Source organism: Mesorhizobium sp. L-8-10 (genome assembly GCF_016756635.1).
GTDB lineage: Bacteria > Pseudomonadota > Alphaproteobacteria > Rhizobiales > Rhizobiaceae.
The window spans coordinates 3,153,450-3,173,791 of sequence record NZ_AP023263.1; the positions used below are offsets into that span (position 1 = coordinate 3,153,450).

A 20,342-nucleotide genomic window follows, 5' to 3' on the forward strand; every position below is an offset into this window, starting at 1 on the left:
CAGTCAATATGGAATGAACATTCCTGATTGCCCGGCCGGAGGGCGCGGTCACGCCTGCTGGCGACGTTCCGCCACTGCGACGGTGAGGGCCATTGCGAGCGCCATGGTGGCGGAAAGCGAGCGGAAGCCCGCGCAATCGGCCTCCGCGACCTCGAACCATTCCTTGGCGGACTGCGCCAGCGGCGAGAACGAACTGTCGGTGATGGCGATGACGGGGACGCCCTGCCCGGAAAGAAAGCGCGCCGTTTCGATCGTGGCCGCGGCATAGGGCGAGAAGCTCACCGCAATGACCGCATCCTTCTGGGTTGCGAAGGAAACCATCTCGGGCTCGAGGCCGGAGGAGGACTCGATGAGCTGATAGCGGATCTTCAGCTTGCCGAGCGCATAGGCCATGTAATTCGCGATCGGATAGGCACGGCGCCGGGCCAGCAGATAGATCGTCTCTGCTTGGGCGAGGATGGTCACGGCCCGCTCGAAGATGTCGTCGTCGAGGGTGCGTGAGACCGTCTCCAGCGACCGGCTCGCCGCCGCGATGAAGCCGCGTACGATCTCTCCGGCCTGGGGTTCCTCGGCGTCGCCACGCAGGGCCTTCAGGCGATCCTCGTAGGATGTCGTGCGCTCGCGCAGCCTTTCGCGGAACACAGCCTGCAAGCTGGTGAAGCCGTCGAAGCCGAGATGCTGGGCGAAGCGTATGAGCGTCGAAGGCTGAACGCCCGCCGAGGCGGCTATGCTCGCCGCCGTGCCGAAGGCGATCTCGTCAGGATTGTCGAGTGCGAATGCCGCCACCTGGGCGATGCGCTTGGGCAGCACATCCCTCCTTTCCAGGATTTTGGCCCGGAGTGTCTCGAAGTCGCGTGGCAGGTCTGGTTCGGCATTCATGGTCGCAAGGTGCGTTGCATGGTCAAAAGCTGCAAGAGCCTAACTGTCGCCCGCCGAGATGTCCACAAAATGAATTGTATGTTCCATTTCCGGAAAGAATGGACTAATTCATTCAAAGTCGGCACGACGTCGACATCAGAGGAGCGCTGGGAAATGATCGGTGTCGGTCTCATCGGTTCGGGTTTCATGGGCAAGTGCCATGCCATGGCCTGGAACTCGGTCAGGATCGCCTTCGGCGACATGCCCGAGATCCGTCTGGTCCATCTCGGCGAAGCCAATGCCGAACTCGCGGCCCGTCGCGCCGCCGAGTTCGGCTTCGCCAAGGCATCCGGAGACTGGCGCGCCGTGATCGACGACCCTGAAGTGGACGTGGTGTCGCTGACGACGCCGAACCAGTTCCATCCCGAAATGGCGCTGGCTGCACTTCGCGCCGGCAAGCATCTGTGGTGCGAGAAGCCGATGGCGCCGAGTTTCGCCGAAGCGGAAGCCATGGCCGCGGCCGCAAGGGCATCCGGCAAGGTGGCGGTGCTCGGCTACAACTACATCCAGAGCCCCGCTATCCGCCACATCCGCCGGCTGCTCGACGAAGGCGCCATCGGCACGGTCAACCATCTGCGCGTCGAGATGGACGAGGATTTCATGGCCGATCCGGACGCGCCCTTCTTCTGGAAGCACGAGGCCGCTTCGGGTTATGGCGCGCTCGACGACTTCGCCGTCCATCCGCTGTCGCTGATCCAGAACCTGTTCGGCCGCGTCACGCGCGTTCTCTGCGACATGGCCAAGCCCTTTGGCGAGCGTCGCACCGAGGCGGGAGGCCGCAGGGCGGTCGAGACCTACGACATTGCCTCCAGCCTCATCCGCCTGGAGACCGGCATTTCCGGCACGCTGCTGACCAACCGTTCTGCCTGGGGTCGCAAGGGGCGCATCGCGCTGCAGGTCTTCGGCTCGCAGGGTTCCATCCTGTTCGACCAGGAACGTTTCAACGAGTTCCAGCTCTACGTCACGTCCGATCGCGCGACCGAACAGGGTTATCGCACCATCCTGGCCGCCCCCCAGCACGAGCCCTATGGCCGTTTCATCCCTGCGCCCGGCCACGGGCTCGGCTTCAACGACCTGAAGACGATCGAATGCCACGAACTGGTAGCGAAGATCGAAGGCCGGCCGGCCAATGTCATCGGCTTCGACGAAGGCCTCGACATCGAACGGACCGTCCATGCCATGGCGCGGTCGTTCGAGACGGGGGGATGGATGGAAGTTGGTGGTGAATGGTGAATGGTAAAATGGTGAATGGTAAGAATTGGTGAGTAGTATCTAGGCGGGCAGCTGTTGTCGGAGAGCGCTGTCTACTACATTCCATTCACCATTCACCATTCACCCCTTTCATTCGATGTCGAACGACACCCCCTGCGCCAGCGGCAGCGCCTTGGAGTAGTTCACCGTGTTGGTGGCCCTTCGCATATAGGCCTTCCAGGCGTCGGAGCCCGATTCGCGGCCGCCGCCGGTCTCCTTCTCGCCGCCGAACGCCCCGCCGATCTCGGCCCCTGATGTGCCGATGTTGACATTGGCGATGCCGCAGTCCGAGCCGTCGGCGGCCAGGAAACGCTCCGCCTCCTGCAGGTCGAGCGTGAAGATCGACGACGACAGCCCCGCCCCCACCGCATTGTGCTCGGAAAGCGCGGCGTCGAAGTCGCCGTAGCGCATCACATAGAGGATCGGCGCGAACGTCTCCTCGGTCACCGGCGCCACCTGGCGCGGCATCTCGACCAGCGCCGGCTTCACGTAATAGGCCGCGTCGTGGCCGGTCTCCACCCGCGCCCCGCCGGTGATGCGGCCGCCCTCGGCCTGCGCCGCCGTCAGCGCCTTCTGCATGGCCTCATAGGCCGCCTTGTCGATCAGCGGCCCGACCAGCGCGCTGGTCTCCAGCGGGCTGCCGACCGAAACGCTCTCATAGGCCCGCCGCAGCCGCGGCAGCAGCGCCTCATAGACGCTGTCATGCACGAACAGCCGCCGCAGCGTCGTGCAGCGCTGCCCGGCCGTGCCCATCGCGCCGAAGGCGATCGCCCTCAGCGCCATGTCGAGATCGGCCGACGGGCACACGATGCCGGCATTGTTGCCGCCCAGCTCCAGGATGGCGCGGGCGAAGCGCCTGGCCAGCCGCGGCCCGACCTCGCGGCCCATGCGGGTCGAGCCGGTGGCCGACACCAGCGGCACCCTGGCATGGTCGACCAGCACCTCGCCGATCGCCCGGTCGCCGATCAGCACCTGGCTCAGCCCCTCCGGCACGCCGCCGAACCGCGCCGCCGCCCTGGCGAAGATCGCCTGGCAGGCAAGCGCCGTGAGCGGCGTCTTCTCCGACGGCTTCCACACCACCGCATTGCCGCAGACCAGGGCGAGCGCCGCATTCCACGACCACACCGCGACCGGGAAGTTGAAGGCCGAGATGACGCCGACCACGCCGAGCGGATGCCAGGTCTCCATCATGCGGTGGCCGGGGCGCTCGGTGGCGATGGTCAGGCCATAGAGCTGGCGCGACAGGCCGACGGCGAAGTCGCAGATGTCGATCATCTCCTGGACCTCGCCGAGGCCTTCCGACGGGATCTTGCCGGCCTCGATCGAAACCAGGCGGCCAAGATCGGCCTTCGCCGCGCGCAGTTCCTCGCCGAACAGGCGCACCAGTTCGCCGCGCCGGGGCGCCGGCACCAGGCGCCAGGCCCGGAAAGCGGCGTCCGCTTTGTCGATCATGGCGGCGGCCTCCGCCGGCGTCGTCGCCGGCAGCGACGCCACCTGCTCGCCCGTCACCGGGCTGAAGGACGCCATCGTCCCGCCCGTAAGGCTCTTTTCGTCCACGCCCAGCTTGGCGAGAAGTGCCTGCGTTTCCTTCACAAGGGTCATGGCCCACCTTCCCGATAGTCGGAGCGCAACATCCGCTGGGAAGCGAAGAAGGGCCCGACATCTCTGTCTGTGCGCCATCGATCCGAGGCCGTCAGGGATTCCGGATCGATGCGCCGGTTTCAGCCTTGCTCATCCCGGTTGGGGCCAAAGTCAAGGCCCGGCGTGACGCCGTCGCGGAAAGGTCTATCCTGCCTGGGTCTGCGACGTACCGCCGGCTCCACAGGCGAAAGGCCAGAACCAGCATCGGCACGCCGACGAGCGATGGCATAGCCTCCCAGCCGCCGGGTCGGGGGAGAGTGTGGCTCGTCCTCTTGGTGGATGCCGAAGCCTCCAAAGATGTGAGCGCGAATCTTGGTCCTGCCCCTCCGACGCCACGGTGAAGCCTTGTTTCGGGATAGGATGCCACTCAACGAACGACCAGGCCGATTTGCCCGGAGCCGATCCATCGGAATCGACCGGAGGCGGGTGGCCGTGGCTATTCGTTGTCATTGTTCCGCGTATGCCGTCCGGCGTTCCAAGGACCTCCGTCAGTCATCAAAGCTGCATGGTGCGGTGCTAGATTCCGGGCAGTACGGAGCGAGACGAAGTAAGGGAGATATCATGTCGAAGACCCACTTCCAGGAAAGAACCGTCAGCTACGTCGTCGATCAGTACGTTGAATCCCGCAGGAATCCGGAATGGCCGATTTCCACGGGCTATGCGCTCCGCGCGATACGCACGGTGCTGCCGAATTGCGACCTGTCGGACCGCCAGCTCGCGGAAATGGTGGCGGCTTCCGCCATCAGCCGCGGCCGCAATGTCGCCTTCGATTTCGCGGTCGAGGCCGGGATGCGCAGCCAGCAGCGACACGCAGGCCTCTGAAGCCGTCCCAGGGCGCCATCTTTCCCGAAACGGCGCGCCGGAACCCATCGCGAAACGCCTTTCGCAAACTCCCGAGAACCCAGCAGTTTCAAGGTCGCGAATGGCGACCGAACCAGGAACTGCCTCGAATTCGAGCCCGGCGCGGCCCCTACAGCGTGTCGTGTGAAAATGGTTTCACGCGACACGCCGTCGGTCCTTGACTTGACGCATGTCTTTTTCCCGAAACCGATGCCCACTTTCGGGAGACATGCCGCAGACTATCATGCCTCCTCGCCGACTGACCGCGTCATCCTCGAACTGCAGATGTACGGCCGCCGTCCGCATCAGGACGAGCCCGATCCATTACCGGACGAAACCGTGATCCGGGCCGGCCTCGCCGGGATCGTCGAAACCTTCACCGGCATTGGCGACACCAGTCCAGAACCCGATCTCGACGACCTGCTCCGGTCCTTCTTCCGCCGTGCCGCCGAGCGCGTCGCCCACAACCTCGACCGCCACGAGGAAGCATAGCGCTCGAACCAGCGCGAGCGGAATGGCTCAGAGATGAAGTTGGTCGAGCTGGAACGGCTCACCGCCGGGGGCAGCACCTTTATCGAGCGCCGCAAGGTCACGCAGATCGCCTTCAAGCCGGACTGGAACCGTCACGCCAAGGCGGCTCCGTTCCGGCGCAACGACCAGCTGCTGCCGGTGTTGCCCCACGGGCTGATCATATTCCCAGGCTCTGGCATCACCGAGAACCTGGCCCAGAAGGCCAGCCGCCTCGGCATCCCGATCTGGCGCTTCATTGATGGCGGCGCGCGAGCGCGTTTTCCTGCAAATGCGGAAAATCTGGATAATATGGAGATAGGAGTCCAGCCATGCGACAGTTGACGACAGGCGATCTCAACAAGCAGGTTGGCGACGTCACCGACGTTGCCAGCCGTGAACCCGTTATCCTCACGAAACACCGGAAACCCCGGTTCGTGTTGATGAGTTATGATCACTACGAACGGATGCGCACCGCTGGCGGAGATCCCGCCGCGCACACCGTGCCTCCGAGATGCCGGGGGACCACGCGGAACTCTGCACCGCCGAGATCGACAGACTGGCGAGGGGCGAGGGATATGACGATGGGCGGTAGATTCCTGCCCGGTCAGGTCATCTCTTACCCGTATCTGGGCATGGCGACACGAGCGCGGCGAAACGGAAGGTCGCAAGACCCGGCGGACCTGCGTGGTCGTCACCGTCCGCGGCACAAAAGACGGCCTGATCCATCTGGCGCTCCTGGCGATAACCACCCAGCCACCGCATGCTGATCGCGTCGCCTTGGAAGTCTCCGCGATCGAGTGTCGCCGCGCCGGTCTGACCGACCTCAATCGCTGCTGGGTCGTCGTTGACGAATACGATTACGATATTGCCGAACGCTCCTGGTGCATCGAGCCCGACGGGAAGATCCTCGGCCGGTTCAGCAAGGCATTCATGATGAAGATCGCGGGCGCCTTTATCGACGCGCGCAGCTATGGGCGACGCGTCAGCCGTCTGGATTGACGCTTTCTGTTCTCGGCAGCGAGCATGCCTCGGCTCGAGCCAAGGCTTATCGGAAAATCTTCGATTTCGACTTGTCCACGGCCGAATCGGCGAAGACGGGTTAGCCCGCCGGGCACTTCGTTTTTCGGGCCAGCCGTCCGGATCAGAACCTCCGGCTCAAATGGGCTGAAGCCGCCAGGCCGAACCGCCAGGGACGGTCTGTCGCGCGGGTAATGCCGATACGCGTCCCCACGGCGACCTTGGGTTTCGTGTCGGGCAGGCGGAGTCGGAAAGGCGGCCGATCGAGCGCCAGCCCGTCGAAAGAACCGTCGATGCCGAGCGCCTGGCAAAGCCGACCCGGTCCGGAGCAGAGCAGGCGGGCCTCGCCGCGTGCGCGCCGCGCCTTCATGTCCTCGATCCCGAATGCCGGCTCGAGCGCCCGGATGAGGACTGCGCTGCCGGGAAGGCAGACCACGTTGAGGCACCAATGGATGCCATAGGAGCGATAGACATAGGCATGTCCGGGCGGCCCGAACATCACCCGGTTGCGCAGCGTCTGGCCGGCGAAGCTATGGGAGGCGGGGTCATCGGGCTCGTAGGCCTCGGTCTCGGCGATGATGCCGCCGGCCGATCCGACCGACAGTTCCGCGCCGATCAGGTCCTCGGCGACGGAAACGGCGTTTTTGGCAAAGAAGTCGAGCCGCAGGTCGTGCAGCTCATCAAGACGGTCGATGCGCAGAAGATAGAGGGCATCAACTGGCTGTTCCTGGCGCCGGGCTATACCGAGCAGGTGGCCAAGGCGCTCGCCGACAGCAAGCAGCCCATCTATGTCGGCACCGAATGGGAACCCTTCACCGAGAAAGGCTCGGCAGCCAATGCGCAATGGATCGCCGACATGGAGAAGGCCGGCCGGCCGCTGACCGCCTTCTCCCAGGGCGGTTATCTCGCCGCGCAGGTGTTCCTCGACGTGCTGAAGGGCATCGATGGCGAGGTTACCCGCGAAAGCGTGAACAAGGCCCTGCTCGAAATGAAGCCGATCAGCAATCCGCTCGCCGGCAGTCCTTACGTTTTCGGCGAGGGGAAAACCCATTCTCCGATGCAGGCGACCAAGGTGATGAAGCTCGACGGCGGCACCTGGAAGGTGGAGACGCCGGACTGGGTGGCGCTGCCGGCGGTGCAGTAGTGCATCGCGGAAGCACCCCTCATCCGACCTCGCCCTGACGGGCGAGGCCACCTTCTCCCACAAGGGGAGAAGGCTGGAGCCTGGCTTGGCCTGCTCTGCAAATCGTCAACGTCTGCGATTGGCCGAGACGCTGCTGCAGGGCGTTCCCTTCTCCCCTTGTGGGAGAAGGTGGCCTCGCGAAGCGAGGACGGATGAGGGGTACTTCCACAAGCGGTGCGGGCGACCACCCTCTCCAAAGCAATCAGCGACAGGAGCATCGATGAACCTCTTGACTTCAGCGGTGGCGGGACTGACGGCGGGGGGCGCCTATGCGCTGCTCGGCGTCTGCGCCATCTTCACCTACCGGCTGGTCGCCGTCGTCAACTTCACCGGCGCGGCGATCGGCGCTTCGGGTGCCTTCGTGCTCGTCGTGCTCACCGAAGCGGGCTTTCCGCTGTGGCCGGCGGTGCTCGCCGGTCTTGTCGTCGGCACGCTGGTCGGCATGGCCGTCGGCTTCATCATGACCACCTGGTTCGCCGAGGCCAACGCCTCCACCAAGGCGGCGGTGACGGTGGCGCTGCTGGTCGGCATGATCGCGATCGGGCTTCGCCTCATCGGCGGACAGCATCCGCGGCCCTTTCCGGAGCTCTTTCCGGGTTCGGCCTTCCGGCTGGCCGGCGTCGAGGTGACGATCGCCTCTGTGCTGACCATCGGGCTCGCCGTGGCCTTCACGCTGCTCGCCGACCGCTTCCTCAACCACACCCGCACGGGGCTCCATCTGCGCGCGCTCTCGGAGCGGCCGATGGCGGCCGAGCTGATCGGCGTGCGGGTGAAGTTCCTGTCCATCCTGGTCTGGGCGGTGACCGGCACCTTCACGACCTTCGCGCTGATGATCATCGCGCCGCAGCGCTCGCCGAATTTCCTGGCGCTCAGCCTGCTGGCCGTGCCGGCGCTCGCCGCCGCCCTGATCGGCCTCTTCCGCAGCTTCTGGCTGGCGCTGGCGGGCGGCATCCTGATCGGCGTGATCGAAGGCATGACCAGCACCTTCGAAGGGCTCAGCCAATATCGCAGTGCAGTGCCTTTCCTGGTCATCCTGGCCGTTCTCCTGTGGTCGCAGCGGGAGGCCCGTTGGGATGAAGCGCGCTAGCATCCGCAGTTCCTTGATCGTCATCGCCGCGGCGATCGTTGCGGCGCTGGTGGTGGTCGGGCTCCTGTCCTCCTATTGGGTCTTTCTTCTCACGTCGGTGCTGATCACGGCGGTGGCGCTGCAGAGCCTCGGCCTCGTCGCCGGCCGAACGGGCATGATCGCGCTCTGCCAGATGTCCTTCGCCGGCGTCGGCGCCTGGACGGTCGGCTATCTCAATGTCGCCGAGGCGCCGGGCGGCCTGCCGATGTGGATCCTGGCCGGCGGACTGGCGGCGGTGCCGCTCGGCGTCGCCATCGGCCTGCCGGCGCTCAGGCTGCGCGGCATCAACCTTGCCATCGTCACGCTCTCCTTCGCCACGGCCTTCGACACATTCCTCGCCACGGTGACCTTTCCCGGCCAGACGGCGTTCCTGTCGGTTCCCCGGCCGGAATGGTTCGACAGCGACGAGGGCTATTTCGTCTTCGCGCTTTTCTTCTATGTCGCGATCGCCGTCGCGCTCGAGTTCCTCACCCGTTCGCGGCTCGGCGCCTCATGGCTCGCCGTGCGCCATTCGGAGCGTGCGGCCGCCGCGCATGGGGTGAGCATCGCCGCGGCCAAGCTTTCCGCCTTCGCCATCAGCGCCTTCATCGCCGGGATTTCCGGCGGGCTGCTCGCCGGCTATCTCGGCACGCTCGTCTCGGACAATTTCAGCATGATGCAGTCGCTGGTGCTGTTCGCCGTGGCCGTCATGGCCGGCGCGCATTTCGCCGAAGGCGCCGTCATCGGCGGCGTTCTGGTGACGACGTTCCCCGAACTCCTGCGCCGGCTCGACCTTCCCCAGGACCTGGGCAATGTGCTCTTCGCCATCGGCGCTACCCAGGCGCTGTCGACCGGCGAAACGATGAGCGAGACCTTCCGTCGCCTGTTCCGCAGGCTCTTGCCCGGAAGGCCGGTCAGGCCGGCGCGCGGACCGGTATCGGATCTGCCGGTATCCGTGGCGCGGCCGGCCGGCCCGGCGCTGATGATCGAAGGCCTCACCGTGCGCTATGGCAGCGTGGTCGCGCTCGACACGGTCGACCTGACGGTGCCGGCCGGCACGGTCGCCGGGCTGATCGGCCCGAATGGCGCCGGCAAGTCGACCTTCATCGACGCCGTGACCGGTTTTCTTGCCTCCTATGACGGCAATGTGCGCCTCGAGGGCAGGGCGCTCGAGGGCGTACCCGCCCACCAGCGCGCCCGCGCCGGCGTGCGGCGGAGCTGGCAGACCAACCGCATCGCGCCGGAACTCACCGTCGGCGGCTATCTGAACCTTGCCGCGAAGGGTCTTTCCGATGCCGAGATGAAAGCGGTGCTCGACTGGCTCGACTGCCCGCATCCCGATGTCGCGGTCGCGTCGGTCGATGCCGGCACGCGGCGCCTGCTCGATGTCGCAGGCGTCGTCGCCTCGCGCCCGGCCGTGGCGCTGCTCGACGAGCCGGCCGCCGGGCAGTCGCATGAGGAGACGCTGCGTCTCGGAAAACGCATCGCCGAGATCCCCCGCCTGTTCGGCACGGCCGTGCTCCTGGTCGAGCATGACATGGACCTCGTCCGCTCGGCCTGCTCGGAAGTGACCGTGCTCGACTTCGGCCGGGTCATCGCCTCCGGTCCGCCGGCCAAGGTGCTGGAGCAGGGCACTGTGAAAAAGGCCTATCTCGGCATCGAGGAGGAGGTTGCCGCATGAGCGAGCTCGTCGTCTCCTCGCTTTCGGTGAGCCGCGCGGACCTGCCCGTCGTCGCCGAGGTCGATCTCGTCGCCGAGAGCGGCGGCATCAGCGTGCTGCTCGGCGCCAACGGGGCCGGCAAGACCACGCTGCTCGAAGGCCTGTCGGGCATCATCCCGGCCAATGGCGGGACGATCACGCTCGACGGCCAGGAAATCCAGAAGACGCGGCCCGGCGTGCGCTCGCGCGCCGGGCTCGCTCATGTCGAACAGGGACGCACCGTCTTCCGCCAACTGACCACCGAGGAAAACCTGGCCGTCGGCCTGCGCGCCGACGCCAGGCTCGACGAAGCCTATGCGCTGTTCCCGGAGCTGGTGCAGCGGCGGGCGGTACGAGCCGGGCTGCTCTCCGGCGGCGAGCAGCAGATGCTGGTGATCGCGCGCGCCTTGCTCACGCGGCCGAAGGTGCTTCTGATCGACGAGATGTCGGCGGGCCTGGCGCCCGTCATCGTCAGCAGGCTGATGGCGGCGGTGCGCAAGCTCGCCGACGACGGGCTGGCGGTGCTGCTGGTCGAGCAGTTCGCCGCGCTCGCGCTCGCGGTCGGCGACCGCGCCTATGTCATGCGGCGCGGCCGCATGGTCTATTCCGGCGCCTGCGCCGCGTTGCGCAAGGCACCCGACGAACTGCACCGGCTTTATCTGGGTGCGGCCGAGGGGTGACGGGTGCGGCGCTTTTCTGTGCGATGTGTTGCAGCTGCTGGTTGATACGGCTGCGGAACAGGCGGCACGCGTGATCATGCCGTCGTCCTGTAAAGTACTGGAAGTTTACAGGATGGGGCCTGTTGGGGCATGGCTGTGAAATACAACTTTCAATAGTATTTTTGCCAAGGCGTCGAGGTTGCGCGGCCGACCCCTCATCCGACCGCGCGGAGCCTGTCCTCAGGCTTGCCGGAGGCAAGACCCGTGGGCGCGGCCACCACCCGGGGTGGAGCCACGGGTCTCCACCCGTCCTTCGGACCCCACAAGGGGAGAAGGGAACGCCAGCAGCAAGGTCTCGGCCAACCGTCGACGTTCCTAATTTGCAGAGCCGGCCACGCTTGGCTCCAGCCTTCTCCCCTTGTGGGAGAAGGTGGCCTCGCCCGCGAGGGCGAGGTCGGATGAGGGGTTCTTCAGGCAGGACGCAGACAAATCGCGCGCCAATTGTTTCGATTGGCGATCATGCATCGTGACCGCAGCCGCAGTTCTGCGACGGTGAAACTGGGCGTCAGAAAAACCTCCGATGCGGCTCAAGTCAATGGAAATCGGGGTGGGTCTGCAAGAAGTGATCGCGCCGGGTGCGGAGCATTTGCTCTGGCTCTTTTGTCCTGACCCGAGACCGCCGAGCGCTCTTGCGGGAATTGCTCGGGCGGTGGCTTTCAATCGGCCAATGCGAGATCTTCCGGCATGGCGATCTCCTCGCCGAAATCCTCGACGAAGGCCCTCATCAGCGCGGTCCGCTGCCGGCCGATCTCCTGGCCCGTGGGCGTGACGAGGCCGGCGGAAAGCAGGAAGAGCTTGGTCTCGAAATGGTCGAGCGCGAAGCGCCGGTCGTCAAGAGGCCGGCGTTCGGCCATGGGATCGTCGGGATCGTAGAGCTGCGTGCCGAGCCGGCCGGCGATGTAGAAGACCCGTGCGATGCCGAGTGCGCCCAACGCGTCGAGCCGGTCCGCGTCGCGCAGTATCGCGGCCTCCGTGCTGCGCGGCGCGATGCCGGCGGAGAAGCTGTGCGCCTCGATCGCATGGGCGACCGCCTCGATGCGCGCCGGCTGCCAGCCGATGCCGTCGAGCAGGCGACGCGCCACGTCGGCCGAGAGGCGCGAGGCCATGGCGCGCTGCGGGGAGTTCTTCTCGACGGCAACGCAGTCGTGGAACAGCGTCGCGACAACGAGCACTTCCATGTCGGCTGCCGGCTCGCCCCGGGCGATGCGGCGGACGAGCTGCCAGACGCGCATCAGGTGCGACCGGTCGTGCGAGCCGTCGCCCTCCGCGATGCTTCCGTCCCAGCGGCCGAGCAGCGTTGCGGCGAGGCTCTCGTAGGGTGCGAACAGGCGCGCGAGGTCTTCCGTTTGCGAACGGCCCGTCATGCCTGCTTTTGCTCCTGCCTGCCCGTTTTCCACCACGAAGCTCCTGTCCGTTGTAACCACCCGCCTGGGCGGTCGGTATGTTCAATGACGCGCGGATCCCTGCTCCAGACGTCCCGCGTGACGTGCAACGCATATAGCCGCGTTTCCGGCTGTCGAAATGCCCGACATGCGGGTTGTCGGCAAGCGCGTCGTGCATGCGAGCGGCTCCGGCCAGGCAGCGTCGGCGAGGATCGGTCTATAAGTCATAATGTCTGTCATGAGAAAGGTTTTACGAGTTAAGCGAAAAATTTTCCTGATTGATTCTTGTGTAGAAAATGCTATGGTTTAGAACTTGTCGCCGATGATGTGGGATACCGGCGAGCTTTACTGATAATTCCTAGTAACCAGAAGCGCCGGACCACGATTGGCGGGTGCGTTTTTCGCTCGTGGCTCGTGCGGGACTTTGACGATCCGGTCAATTGAGGAGCCTGAAATGGAGCGGTTGGTCCAGGAGTATAGAGCAGGATCGGAGCCAGTGAGCTCGATCTCGGTTTCAAGCAACGGTCAGCGATTCGCGTCTGCAACGCGGAGGGCGGCCGACGGGATAAGGTTCTGGAACGTGCAGTCCGGCGGGCTTTTGCATACGTTTCCCACGGTCGACGACCAGGACGAAGTCCGAGGCGTAGCGCTGTCTCCCGAGGGGTTCTTCCTTGCTGCGGCGACCCACCGCCACAGCGTCGTCCTGTGGGATATCGAGGCGCAGCAACGGATCGGTGCGGTCGAAACGCAGGCTCCTTCCGGCGGCATCGGCGTCGCCTTTCCCCGCGACGGAACCTTCATCCTTTGCGCTCACGGCCGGCTCTATTCGCGCTTCGACACACGGCGCTCGTGCCGAAGGGGAATCACGACAATCTGCAGAGCGGCCAGCTCTTCTCTCCATCGCTGGCGCCGGGCGGGCGCTTCGTGGCGTCGGTCCATGAGCCCAGCCGACCGAACATCATCGTCTACGACCTTCTCAACGACAGGCCCTCGCTGAAGACGGACCCGAACGGGTCCTTCAACGCCGTTGCGATGGGCCCCGATGACGGCGTGCTTCTGGCAGGAGACATACACGGCGAGCTGGAGACCCTGAACGCCGGGACCGGCGAGTCGATCCGCAGGTTCGGTACGCCGGGGCATTCGCGCAACGTGACGAGCGTCGCCTTCTCGCCCGACGGCAGCCGGGCGCTGTCGGGAAGCGAGGACTTCTCAGCGAAGCTGTGGGAGGTGAACACCGGCAAGGAGATCCAGACACTCAATCATGGCGCCGGATTCGTCACCTGCGTCGCCTTTCTGCCCAACGGGAAATTCGCGCTCACCGGCGGCAATGATGGCAAGGTAAAACTCTGGGAACTCGTGCCCTAGAGCATGTCTCCCGAAAGCGGTTTCGGGAAGAGGACATGCGTTAAATCAAGAGCCTTCAGCGTGTCGCGTCAATCCTTTTCACGCGACACGCTGTAGTCTTGCCGATGCCGGCGGCGTGCCGTGCGCGCAACATCTCGACCGGGCGGCCTGTGTGGCGCCGTCGCGCGTCTCGCCGCTTGTCGCGTGAAGTGACGATCGAGGACGACGTCCACCGGAGAGGATTGGATTGCTTACGGCTCGAGCTGGTTGCTCACTTCGACCAGATTGCCGTCCGGATCATTGAAGTAGACCGACAGGATTTTCCCCGTCGCCCCGGCCCGCTCGCCGGGTCCGTCGACAATCTCCACGCCGTGGCGCTCAAGGTGCAGGACGACCGCGTCCAGTGATGTATCGGTCAGAAGGCAGAAATTTCCGCTGCCGGGGACGGTGCGGCGGGCGATGCCCGGCGACAGGACCGCATCCTGAAGGCTGATCTTGTTCGTGCCGAAATGCAGCGACCACTTCCCCGGTCGTTCTTCCCGCGCTTCCATATTGAGCACACGCTCGTAGAAATGGCGGGTGGCGGCAACGTCGTTGACGCAGAGCACGATGTGATCGAGCGCTCGCATTTTCATGGTTCCACCTCCGAGCGGCGGACGCAGCGATGGGATCGGCGCTGCCGCATTATCGGTTTGTCGTGGCATCCGGGCCGGTTTCGGGGGGCGATCCCGAACCGGCCCAACAGCGTGCGATGCCTACATACCGGCGCGTTCAGGTCGCGGTCGCCCGCATAGCGCAGCTTACACCGGCCAAGGCAGAGAAAAAACGAAAGACGCGATCCCGCCCGATGTCGCCTATCGCAAGATGTGGGCATCGGTGGCGAAGCGGTCCGTCCTGAAGTCGGACAGGCAGGCTTTTCGTGCAACGTCTTCCGGCAGAACCTTTCAGTTCGCCATGTTGTGGAACCAGGCCTTCAGGACTTGCTCGAGGGCGTCTTCGTCCCTTGTTCCGGTATTCCAGAGCGCGACCAGCTTTTCCGCCATTTGTTCAAGCTGCTCATCGCTCGCCTCCTGATCACAGACCCGCGCGAGTATCCGCTCGAGAATCTCGAAATCGGACGGTCGGATAATGCCGGACATCGTACTCACCCTTCGAATTGTCGCAGGCGGGCAATTGTGGGCGGGTGGCGACTGCGCTGTCTATTAACTTTGATGTACAACCGGCGCGTCGGTTCGTCGGCGCTTCTCGGCAACTGGTTGATCGCGAGCAATCGAAAGGTTGCCGGCCAACGGCAGCCCGATGCCATGCCGGCCCTGCCGCCCCGAGATCCGGGCCAGCCACGCGAGCGTGGCGGGCTGCCAACTGGATCCTGCACAACAGGGAAGCTGGTGACTTTGACGGCAAAGACGGTCGAGGATCAGCGTCCTACGATTTACTGGCGCTCTCAAGTAAATCGGCGCATACTTCTCCTGGAGATGAATATGCGCCGCAGGAGAGCGAGTTTCGCCGACCAGAGCGTCAGCCGTTTGGCCGTCCAGTCTCGGATCCTGCTCACATTGCATCCTTGCGGCTCCGCCGCCTCGCCCCTGCGCCATCGCCTCGCGGAGATTGCGGTGGCGGAGTTCGGCGACCGAGCGATCTTGCCGCTTCGCTCGGAAGCGCCCACCTCGCGCCGGTGAGCGGCGCCCCGAAGGGCCGGTCGAGGGACCAGGCATGAAGCTGACACACCCTTTCGGTCTGGCGCTCTCGGGCGGGGGGTTCAGAGCCGCCGCCTTCCACCTTGGCGTCCTGAGGCGGCTGCGAGAAGTCGGTCTCCTGGCTCAGGTGGACATGATGTCGACCGTCTCCGGCGGATCGATCACCGGCGCGTACTGGGTCTACTGGCAGGCATTGAAGGGAGATACCCTGGCCGATGCCGGGGAATGGCAGAAGTTCGAGGACTCGCTCGTAGAGTTCATGCGTTCCGGTGTCCGCGAGCGAATCTTCCGCAAAGGCTTCGTCCTGCCCGCACTGCTTCTCGGAGCGGCGGTCTGCGCCTATGCCTGGGCATTCGCCCCGATAGGTCCCGGCACAGCGTTCCTGCTCGCGTCGGCAGCGCTCGGCTGTGCCTATGTCGTCTGGCACCGCCTGGCGCCGACGCTGCTGGAAAGGGAATATGAGCGCCTCTTCGGCTATGAGGTGTTGCGCTCGCTCGCTCCTCATCGAGAACAGCAGGGTTCTCCCTTCGCCAGCGGCCTTCTGGGGGCCATCGACGACATCGTCTTCGGAAATCCGCGACGGAAGTTTCCGGACCTTTACATCAACGCCACCCTGCTCAACACCGGCGCCCACGTCTTCTTCTCCCGGAACCAGGGGCTCGAACTCGAACTCTGCGCTCACGATGCAAGCGCGGGAATGTTCAAAGCGGAAGGCCTCAGAGGACGGGCGGCAGAGGGCCCGGCCGGGGGACTGCAGTCCAGGGTGGCCGCGATCAACGAGGCCATCGACGGCCTCGACCCGTTCATGCCTGGGCTGACCCGTCGGCAGATATCCTTGCCGATGCCGGACGATACGCCATTCAGCAAGGCGGTCGCCTCCTCCTCGGCGATCCCGTTCGTATTCTCGCCGATCCCCTATGGCGACCCGATCAAGAATGTGGAGCCTTCTTTGCGCAATCGAATATGGCGGTCGATCGATTCCGCGCGGCCTTGCTGGTCGGTCGATGGCGGTGTGTTCGACAATCAAGGCACGCATCTGCTGCTCGAGAAGGCTTGCAGCAGCGTCATCGTCAGCGACGGATGCGGCGCGCTCGCGTCGATCCCGAAGCCGTCGACGTGGCAGATGTTCCCACCGGGAAAAGGTGTCGTATCGCGATCCTTCGACATCACCTACGAGCGGTCGCGCGACCTTGGCTATATGAGGCTGGCCAACAAATACGAGCTCTTTTGCATGCTGACGGATTTCTCCAAGCTGATCGGCATGCCTGAACTCGCTCCGGCGGTGGTGGACGCCGTATGGCAATCGAAGCAGGATCTCGCCGGAATCTGCGTCGATCCGGAGAGGATGTTCACGCATCCCAGGGAGTTCGCCGAGGAACTTGCCTCATTCATGCGAAAACGGATCGACCCTGAGCACAACGGACCCTATGACGAGGAATTCCTGAAGAAATTCAAGAGCTGGACGCCGGGCGTCGACGACGGGGAACCACGCGGTGGCGCGCAAGCCATCGCATATCTTCGCCACCAGCTGCTGAAGAAGCTGGAGAAATATGCTCCCTACGTGACCGGCTACGCCTATGTCGAACTGACGCCGGATGCCGACTTCGGCTGGCGCAACGACCTGCCTCGCCTTCCCGAACCGTTGATACCGTTCGTCGCATCGATCCGGACCGATCTCGACCGCTTCACGTCCGAGGAGATTTCGGCCCTGATGTTCCATGGCTACACGACGATCGACCATTGCCTGTGGGCATACAGGAACGACTGGCTTGCGCAGCCCCAGCCTCCCTCCAGTTTCACCTGGAGCGGGAAGGGGATTTTCCGCAACTGGAACGCTCCGACCCAGGCCGAAACGATCGCGGCCGCCCGCCACCTCTCCGTCTCGTCGAGCCGGCTCGGCCCCTGGCGGGCGCTGCATCGATTGCTGAAGCGGTCTTTGTAGTTACCCGCCGTCGCGCGTCTCGTTGAAGTAGAACGTGTTTCGATCGACGTTCCCGTGAGGGGAGAGACCGGCACGCACCCGAGACCGTCATGGTGCGCGGCGGCGGCGCAGCGCACTCGCGCAGGTTCGGGCGAGGGGCACCAAGCGCAAATTCGGAACTTTTGAGGCCGCGATGGGTTCGAACCGGACAGGAGGTGCTCGTGATGGCTCGCTGCGACCAGTGCGGAAACAACTACGACAAGTCCTTCCAGGTGATCTCGGCCGGAGAGACGTACACATTCGACAGCTTCGAATGTGCCATCCAGAAGCTTGCCCCGACATGCCCGCATTGCGGGGTCCGTGTCGTCGGACACGGGGTCGAGCAGGACGATATCATCTACTGCTGCGCCCATTGCGCAGAACAGGAAGGCGCGACGGCCCTTCGCGACAGGGCGTGAAGCATGTCTTCCGAAAGCGTGCGGCGGTCCCGGGAAGAAGACGTGCGACGGATCAGGAACTGCAGCGCGCCGCGTGAAGTTTTCTTCGCGCGACACGCCGCAACGCCGGGCCGAGCATCTGACGCCCTGCCGTTCCGCTTGCGGGCCGGTGACCTGAGGAAGATGCGCGCCGCGGAGAGAAGGGCGGTCCTGCGCGTGCCCGCCTGCCTGCTTGCCGTGCTTTGTCTTGGGGCGCCTGCCCATGGTCAGGCGGATAGCCAGGCCTCGCCCTCACCAGAGGAACGGTGTCGCGCCGCTCTCAATGGCCAAAACCCCGAAGCCGATGTGAACCGCGGCGCCGGCAAGCAGTCGCTGTCGGAGTTCCTGGACCACTGCCGCGGCGTTCTCAAGCCGCCGCGGACCGGCGACAGCGAGATCGCCAAGCCGCCGCCCGATCTGGGCGAAACCCCGGTGATCCGTCCCGACGAGTTGCCGAAGCAGCAGCAACCGGAGTGAGACGCCGCACCAGACATGCCATCCGAAATTGATCCGGCGTCATGGATTTTCGGCTTGCGGATGATGGGCTGACCTTGGCCTTCCGATAATCCGGAACCCGGGGACGAGCATGATCAGGCTGGGCAGGAAATGTCGGCACCTCGTTCACGACGCGGGCTGCGGCTGTTGAGCGGGACTCGCGATGATCTTCCAGCCAGGAAGCCCCGCCGGGTCTCACATGGACGAAAGTCTCTCTCCAGCAGGCGCGTCCTTCGCGCTACCCATCGGCCGGAAAGACGGAGCGCGATTCTCCTCTGGTCCACAACGGGCGAGCCGTCGTCGACGGGCTGGCTCCTTCCGTCGGGGACGGATAGAGTCGGAGCCGAGAAGCATGGGAGGTTCTGAATGACTGATGCCGGCACGAGCGGCCAGGCTGGCCGGGCGCCCGTCGACGGGCTGGCGCATGTCGCGGGAGAACGGTCGGAACCGCTGCTTTCGCTCACCATACCGCAACTGCTTGAGCGCGCGGTCGCGGCCTATGGGCCGCGCGACGCCGCCGTCTTTCCCGAGCAGCGCAGGCGCCTCTCCTGGGATCAGCTCGCCGCCGAAGTGGATGCGTTCGCGGGCGGCCTCCTGAGCCTTGGTCTCGGCAAGGGCGACCGGGTCGGCATCTGGTCGCCCAACCGCTGGGAATGGCTGGTCACCCAATATGCGACGGCGCGCATCGGCGTCGTGCTGGTCAACATCAATCCGGCCTACCGGGTCTTCGAGCTCGACTATGCGCTGAACAAGGTCGGCTGCGCGGCGCTGGTGGCGGCCTCGCGCTTCAAGACGTCGGACTATGTCGGCATGCTGCGCTCGCTCGCGCCGGAACTCGACCACTGCGCCCCCGGCGCGCTCGAGGCGCGCAAGCTGCCGACGCTTCGCTCGGTCATCCTCATGGGGGAGGAGGCGAGCCCGGGCATGCTCAGTTTCGGCGAGGTCATGGAACGTGGCGCCGCCGTGCCGCGCGCCGCGCTCGATGCCGCCACCGCGACGCTCGCCCCTGACGAGGCGGTCAATGTCCAGTTCACCAGCGGCACCACCGGGGCGCCCAAGGGGGCGACGCTCAGCCATTCCAACATCGTCAACAACGGCAATTTCGTCACCTCGGCGATGAACTTCACTGCCGACGACCGGCTGTGCATTCCGGTGCCCTTCTATCACTGCTTCGGCATGGTGATGGGCTCGCTCGGCTGCGTCTCGAAGGGTGCCACCATGGTGTTCCCGGGCGAGGGGTTCGACCCGGTTGCCACGCTGCGCGCGGTGGAGAGCGAGAAATGCACCGGCCTCTACGGCGTGCCGACCATGTTCGTGGCGATGCTCGACCACCCCGAATTCGCCCGCTTCGACCTCTCGTCGCTGCGCACCGGCATCATGGCCGGCGCGCCATGCCCGATCGAGGTGATGAAGCGCGTCGTCGGCAAGATGCACATGAGCCAGGTGACCATCGCCTACGGCATGACGGAGACCAGCCCGGTGTCGTTCCAGAGCGCGGTCGACGATCCGCTGGAGCGGCGGGTGTCGACGGTCGGCCGGGTTCATCCGCATGTCGAGGTCAAGATCATCGGCGACGACGGCCGTACGCTCGGCGTCGGCGAGCGCGGCGAACTCTGCACCCGCGGCTATTCGGTGATGAAGGGTTATTGGGGCGACCCCGAGCGCACCGCCGAGGCGATCGACGCCGAGGGCTGGATGCACACCGGCGACCTGGCGACCATCGACGCCGAGGGCTACTGCAACATCGTCGGTCGGGTGAAGGATCTGGTCATCCGGGGCGGCGAGAACGTCTATCCGCGCGAGGTGGAGGAGTTCCTCTACCGCCATCCGAAAGTGCGCGAGGTGCAGGTGTTCGGCGTGCCCGACGCCAAATATGGCGAGGAGATCTGCGCCTGGATCGTGCTGCAGGCAGGACAGGAGGCGACGGAGGACGAGATCCGCGCTTTTTGCCGCGACCAGATCGCCCACTACAAGGTGCCGCGCTACATCCGCTTCAAGGCGGAACTTCCGATGACGGTGACGGGCAAGCCGCAGAAATTCCTGATGCGCGACGCCATGATCGACGAACTCGACCTGGTGGTGGCGAAGACGGCGTGAAGTGGTGAAGTAGTGAATGGTGAATGGTGAATGGTAGATTTGGGGGA

The 20,342-nt window shown here is 65.1% G+C and carries 17 protein-coding genes and 4 pseudogenes; 14 read left to right on the plus strand and 7 right to left on the minus strand.

Annotation, left to right across the window (positions count from 1 at the left end; genetic code table 11):
* Window positions 1–48: 48 nt before the first annotated feature.
* On the minus strand, window positions 49–879 hold the full coding sequence (locus JN280_RS14665; RefSeq protein ID WP_202313110.1) for a MurR/RpiR family transcriptional regulator: 831 nt from the start codon (window positions 877–879) through the stop codon (window positions 49–51).
* A gap of 153 nt (window positions 880–1,032) precedes the next feature.
* Here JN280_RS14665 and JN280_RS14670 point away from each other — a divergent pair, with 153 nt between their 5' ends.
* Window positions 1,033–2,151: a Gfo/Idh/MocA family protein gene (locus JN280_RS14670; protein ID WP_202313112.1), complete on the plus strand. Its 1,119-nt coding sequence runs from the start codon at window positions 1,033–1,035 to the stop codon at window positions 2,149–2,151.
* 108 nt (window positions 2,152–2,259) lie between these two features.
* On the opposite strand, the gene amaB is transcribed toward JN280_RS14670, so the two are convergent.
* Window positions 2,260–3,771, minus strand: coding sequence for an L-piperidine-6-carboxylate dehydrogenase (gene amaB / locus JN280_RS14675; protein ID WP_202313114.1), 1,512 nt, complete (start codon window positions 3,769–3,771; stop codon window positions 2,260–2,262).
* 600 nt (window positions 3,772–4,371) lie between these two features.
* Here amaB and JN280_RS14680 point away from each other — a divergent pair.
* The 4 genes and pseudogenes from JN280_RS14680 (at window position 4,372) to JN280_RS14695 (ending at window position 6,159) form a co-directional block, all read left to right on the plus strand.
* Entirely contained in the window at window positions 4,372–4,632 is a 261-nt protein-coding gene (locus tag JN280_RS14680) for a hypothetical protein (protein ID WP_202313116.1), read from the plus strand.
* Window positions 4,633–4,860: 228 nt separating this feature from the next.
* Window positions 4,861–5,430 (plus strand): annotated as a pseudogene (locus JN280_RS14685) (hypothetical protein); the annotation flags it as partial.
* A 59-nt stretch (window positions 5,431–5,489) separates the two neighbouring features.
* A pseudogene (locus JN280_RS14690) lies at window positions 5,490–5,752 on the plus strand (type II toxin-antitoxin system Phd/YefM family antitoxin).
* Window positions 5,742–6,159: pseudogene (locus JN280_RS14695) on the plus strand (hypothetical protein). Before JN280_RS14690 ends, JN280_RS14695 begins: the two co-directional pseudogenes overlap by 11 nt.
* A gap of 142 nt (window positions 6,160–6,301) precedes the next feature.
* Here JN280_RS14695 and JN280_RS39435 read toward each other — a convergent pair.
* Window positions 6,302–6,844 carry a DNA-3-methyladenine glycosylase gene (locus JN280_RS39435; protein WP_244743534.1) on the minus strand — a complete coding sequence of 181 codons (543 nt, stop codon included), beginning with the start codon at window positions 6,842–6,844 and terminating at the stop codon, window positions 6,302–6,304.
* Between JN280_RS39435 and JN280_RS39440 the strand changes: the two are divergent.
* The 4 genes and pseudogenes from JN280_RS39440 to JN280_RS14720 all read left to right on the plus strand — a co-directional run.
* Window positions 6,812–7,321, plus strand: a pseudogene (locus JN280_RS39440) (ABC transporter substrate-binding protein); the annotation flags it as partial. The gene JN280_RS39435 and the pseudogene JN280_RS39440 overlap by 33 nt on opposite strands.
* A 259-nt stretch (window positions 7,322–7,580) precedes the next feature.
* Window positions 7,581–8,447, plus strand: a complete 867-nt coding sequence (locus JN280_RS14710) for a branched-chain amino acid ABC transporter permease (protein WP_202313121.1) — start codon at window positions 7,581–7,583, stop codon at window positions 8,445–8,447.
* The gene (locus tag JN280_RS14715; RefSeq protein ID WP_202313123.1) at window positions 8,434–10,146 is read left to right on the plus strand and encodes a branched-chain amino acid ABC transporter ATP-binding protein/permease; all 1,713 of its coding nucleotides are present in this window, start codon (window positions 8,434–8,436) and stop codon (window positions 10,144–10,146) included. The genes JN280_RS14710 and JN280_RS14715 overlap by 14 nt, the downstream gene beginning before the upstream one ends.
* Window positions 10,143–10,844 (plus strand): ABC transporter ATP-binding protein, encoded by a 702-nt coding sequence (locus JN280_RS14720; RefSeq protein ID WP_202313125.1) that lies wholly within the window; start codon window positions 10,143–10,145, stop codon window positions 10,842–10,844. Before JN280_RS14715 ends, JN280_RS14720 begins: the two co-directional genes overlap by 4 nt.
* 695 nt (window positions 10,845–11,539) lie before the next feature.
* Here the strand turns inward: JN280_RS14720 and JN280_RS14725 are convergent.
* Both JN280_RS14725 and JN280_RS14730 read right to left on the minus strand, forming a co-directional pair.
* Entirely contained in the window at window positions 11,540–12,247 is a 708-nt protein-coding gene (locus JN280_RS14725; RefSeq protein WP_202313127.1) for an HD domain-containing protein, read from the minus strand.
* 532 nt (window positions 12,248–12,779) lie between these two features.
* Window positions 12,780–13,079, minus strand: a complete 300-nt coding sequence (locus JN280_RS14730) for a hypothetical protein (protein ID WP_202313129.1) — start codon at window positions 13,077–13,079, stop codon at window positions 12,780–12,782.
* 35 nt (window positions 13,080–13,114) lie between these two features.
* Here JN280_RS14730 and JN280_RS14735 point away from each other — a divergent pair, with 35 nt between their 5' ends.
* Window positions 13,115–13,630: a WD40 repeat domain-containing protein gene (locus tag JN280_RS14735; RefSeq protein WP_202313131.1), complete on the plus strand. Its 516-nt coding sequence runs from the start codon at window positions 13,115–13,117 to the stop codon at window positions 13,628–13,630.
* 230 nt (window positions 13,631–13,860) lie between these two features.
* Here the strand turns inward: JN280_RS14735 and JN280_RS14740 are convergent, their stop codons facing one another.
* On the minus strand, window positions 13,861–14,244 hold the full coding sequence (locus tag JN280_RS14740) for a VOC family protein (RefSeq protein WP_202313132.1): 384 nt from the start codon (window positions 14,242–14,244) through the stop codon (window positions 13,861–13,863).
* Window positions 14,245–14,553: 309 nt separating this feature from the next.
* Window positions 14,554–14,748, minus strand: coding sequence for a hypothetical protein (locus JN280_RS14745; RefSeq protein ID WP_202313133.1), 195 nt, complete (start codon window positions 14,746–14,748; stop codon window positions 14,554–14,556).
* A 574-nt stretch (window positions 14,749–15,322) separates the two neighbouring features.
* Here JN280_RS14745 and JN280_RS39995 point away from each other — a divergent pair.
* The 4 genes from JN280_RS39995 (at window position 15,323) to JN280_RS14765 (ending at window position 20,295) form a co-directional block, all read left to right on the plus strand.
* On the plus strand, window positions 15,323–17,248 hold the full coding sequence (locus JN280_RS39995) for a patatin-like phospholipase family protein (RefSeq protein ID WP_202313134.1): 1,926 nt from the start codon (window positions 15,323–15,325) through the stop codon (window positions 17,246–17,248).
* A gap of 203 nt (window positions 17,249–17,451) precedes the next feature.
* The gene (locus JN280_RS14755) at window positions 17,452–17,685 is read left to right on the plus strand and encodes a hypothetical protein (protein WP_202313135.1); all 234 of its coding nucleotides are present in this window, start codon (window positions 17,452–17,454) and stop codon (window positions 17,683–17,685) included.
* A 162-nt stretch (window positions 17,686–17,847) separates the two neighbouring features.
* Entirely contained in the window at window positions 17,848–18,180 is a 333-nt protein-coding gene (locus JN280_RS14760) for a hypothetical protein (protein ID WP_244743324.1), read from the plus strand.
* A gap of 384 nt (window positions 18,181–18,564) precedes the next feature.
* Window positions 18,565–20,295 carry an AMP-binding protein gene (locus JN280_RS14765; RefSeq protein WP_202313136.1) on the plus strand — a complete coding sequence of 577 codons (1,731 nt, stop codon included), beginning with the start codon at window positions 18,565–18,567 and terminating at the stop codon, window positions 20,293–20,295.
* Window positions 20,296–20,342: the final 47 nt, after the last annotated feature.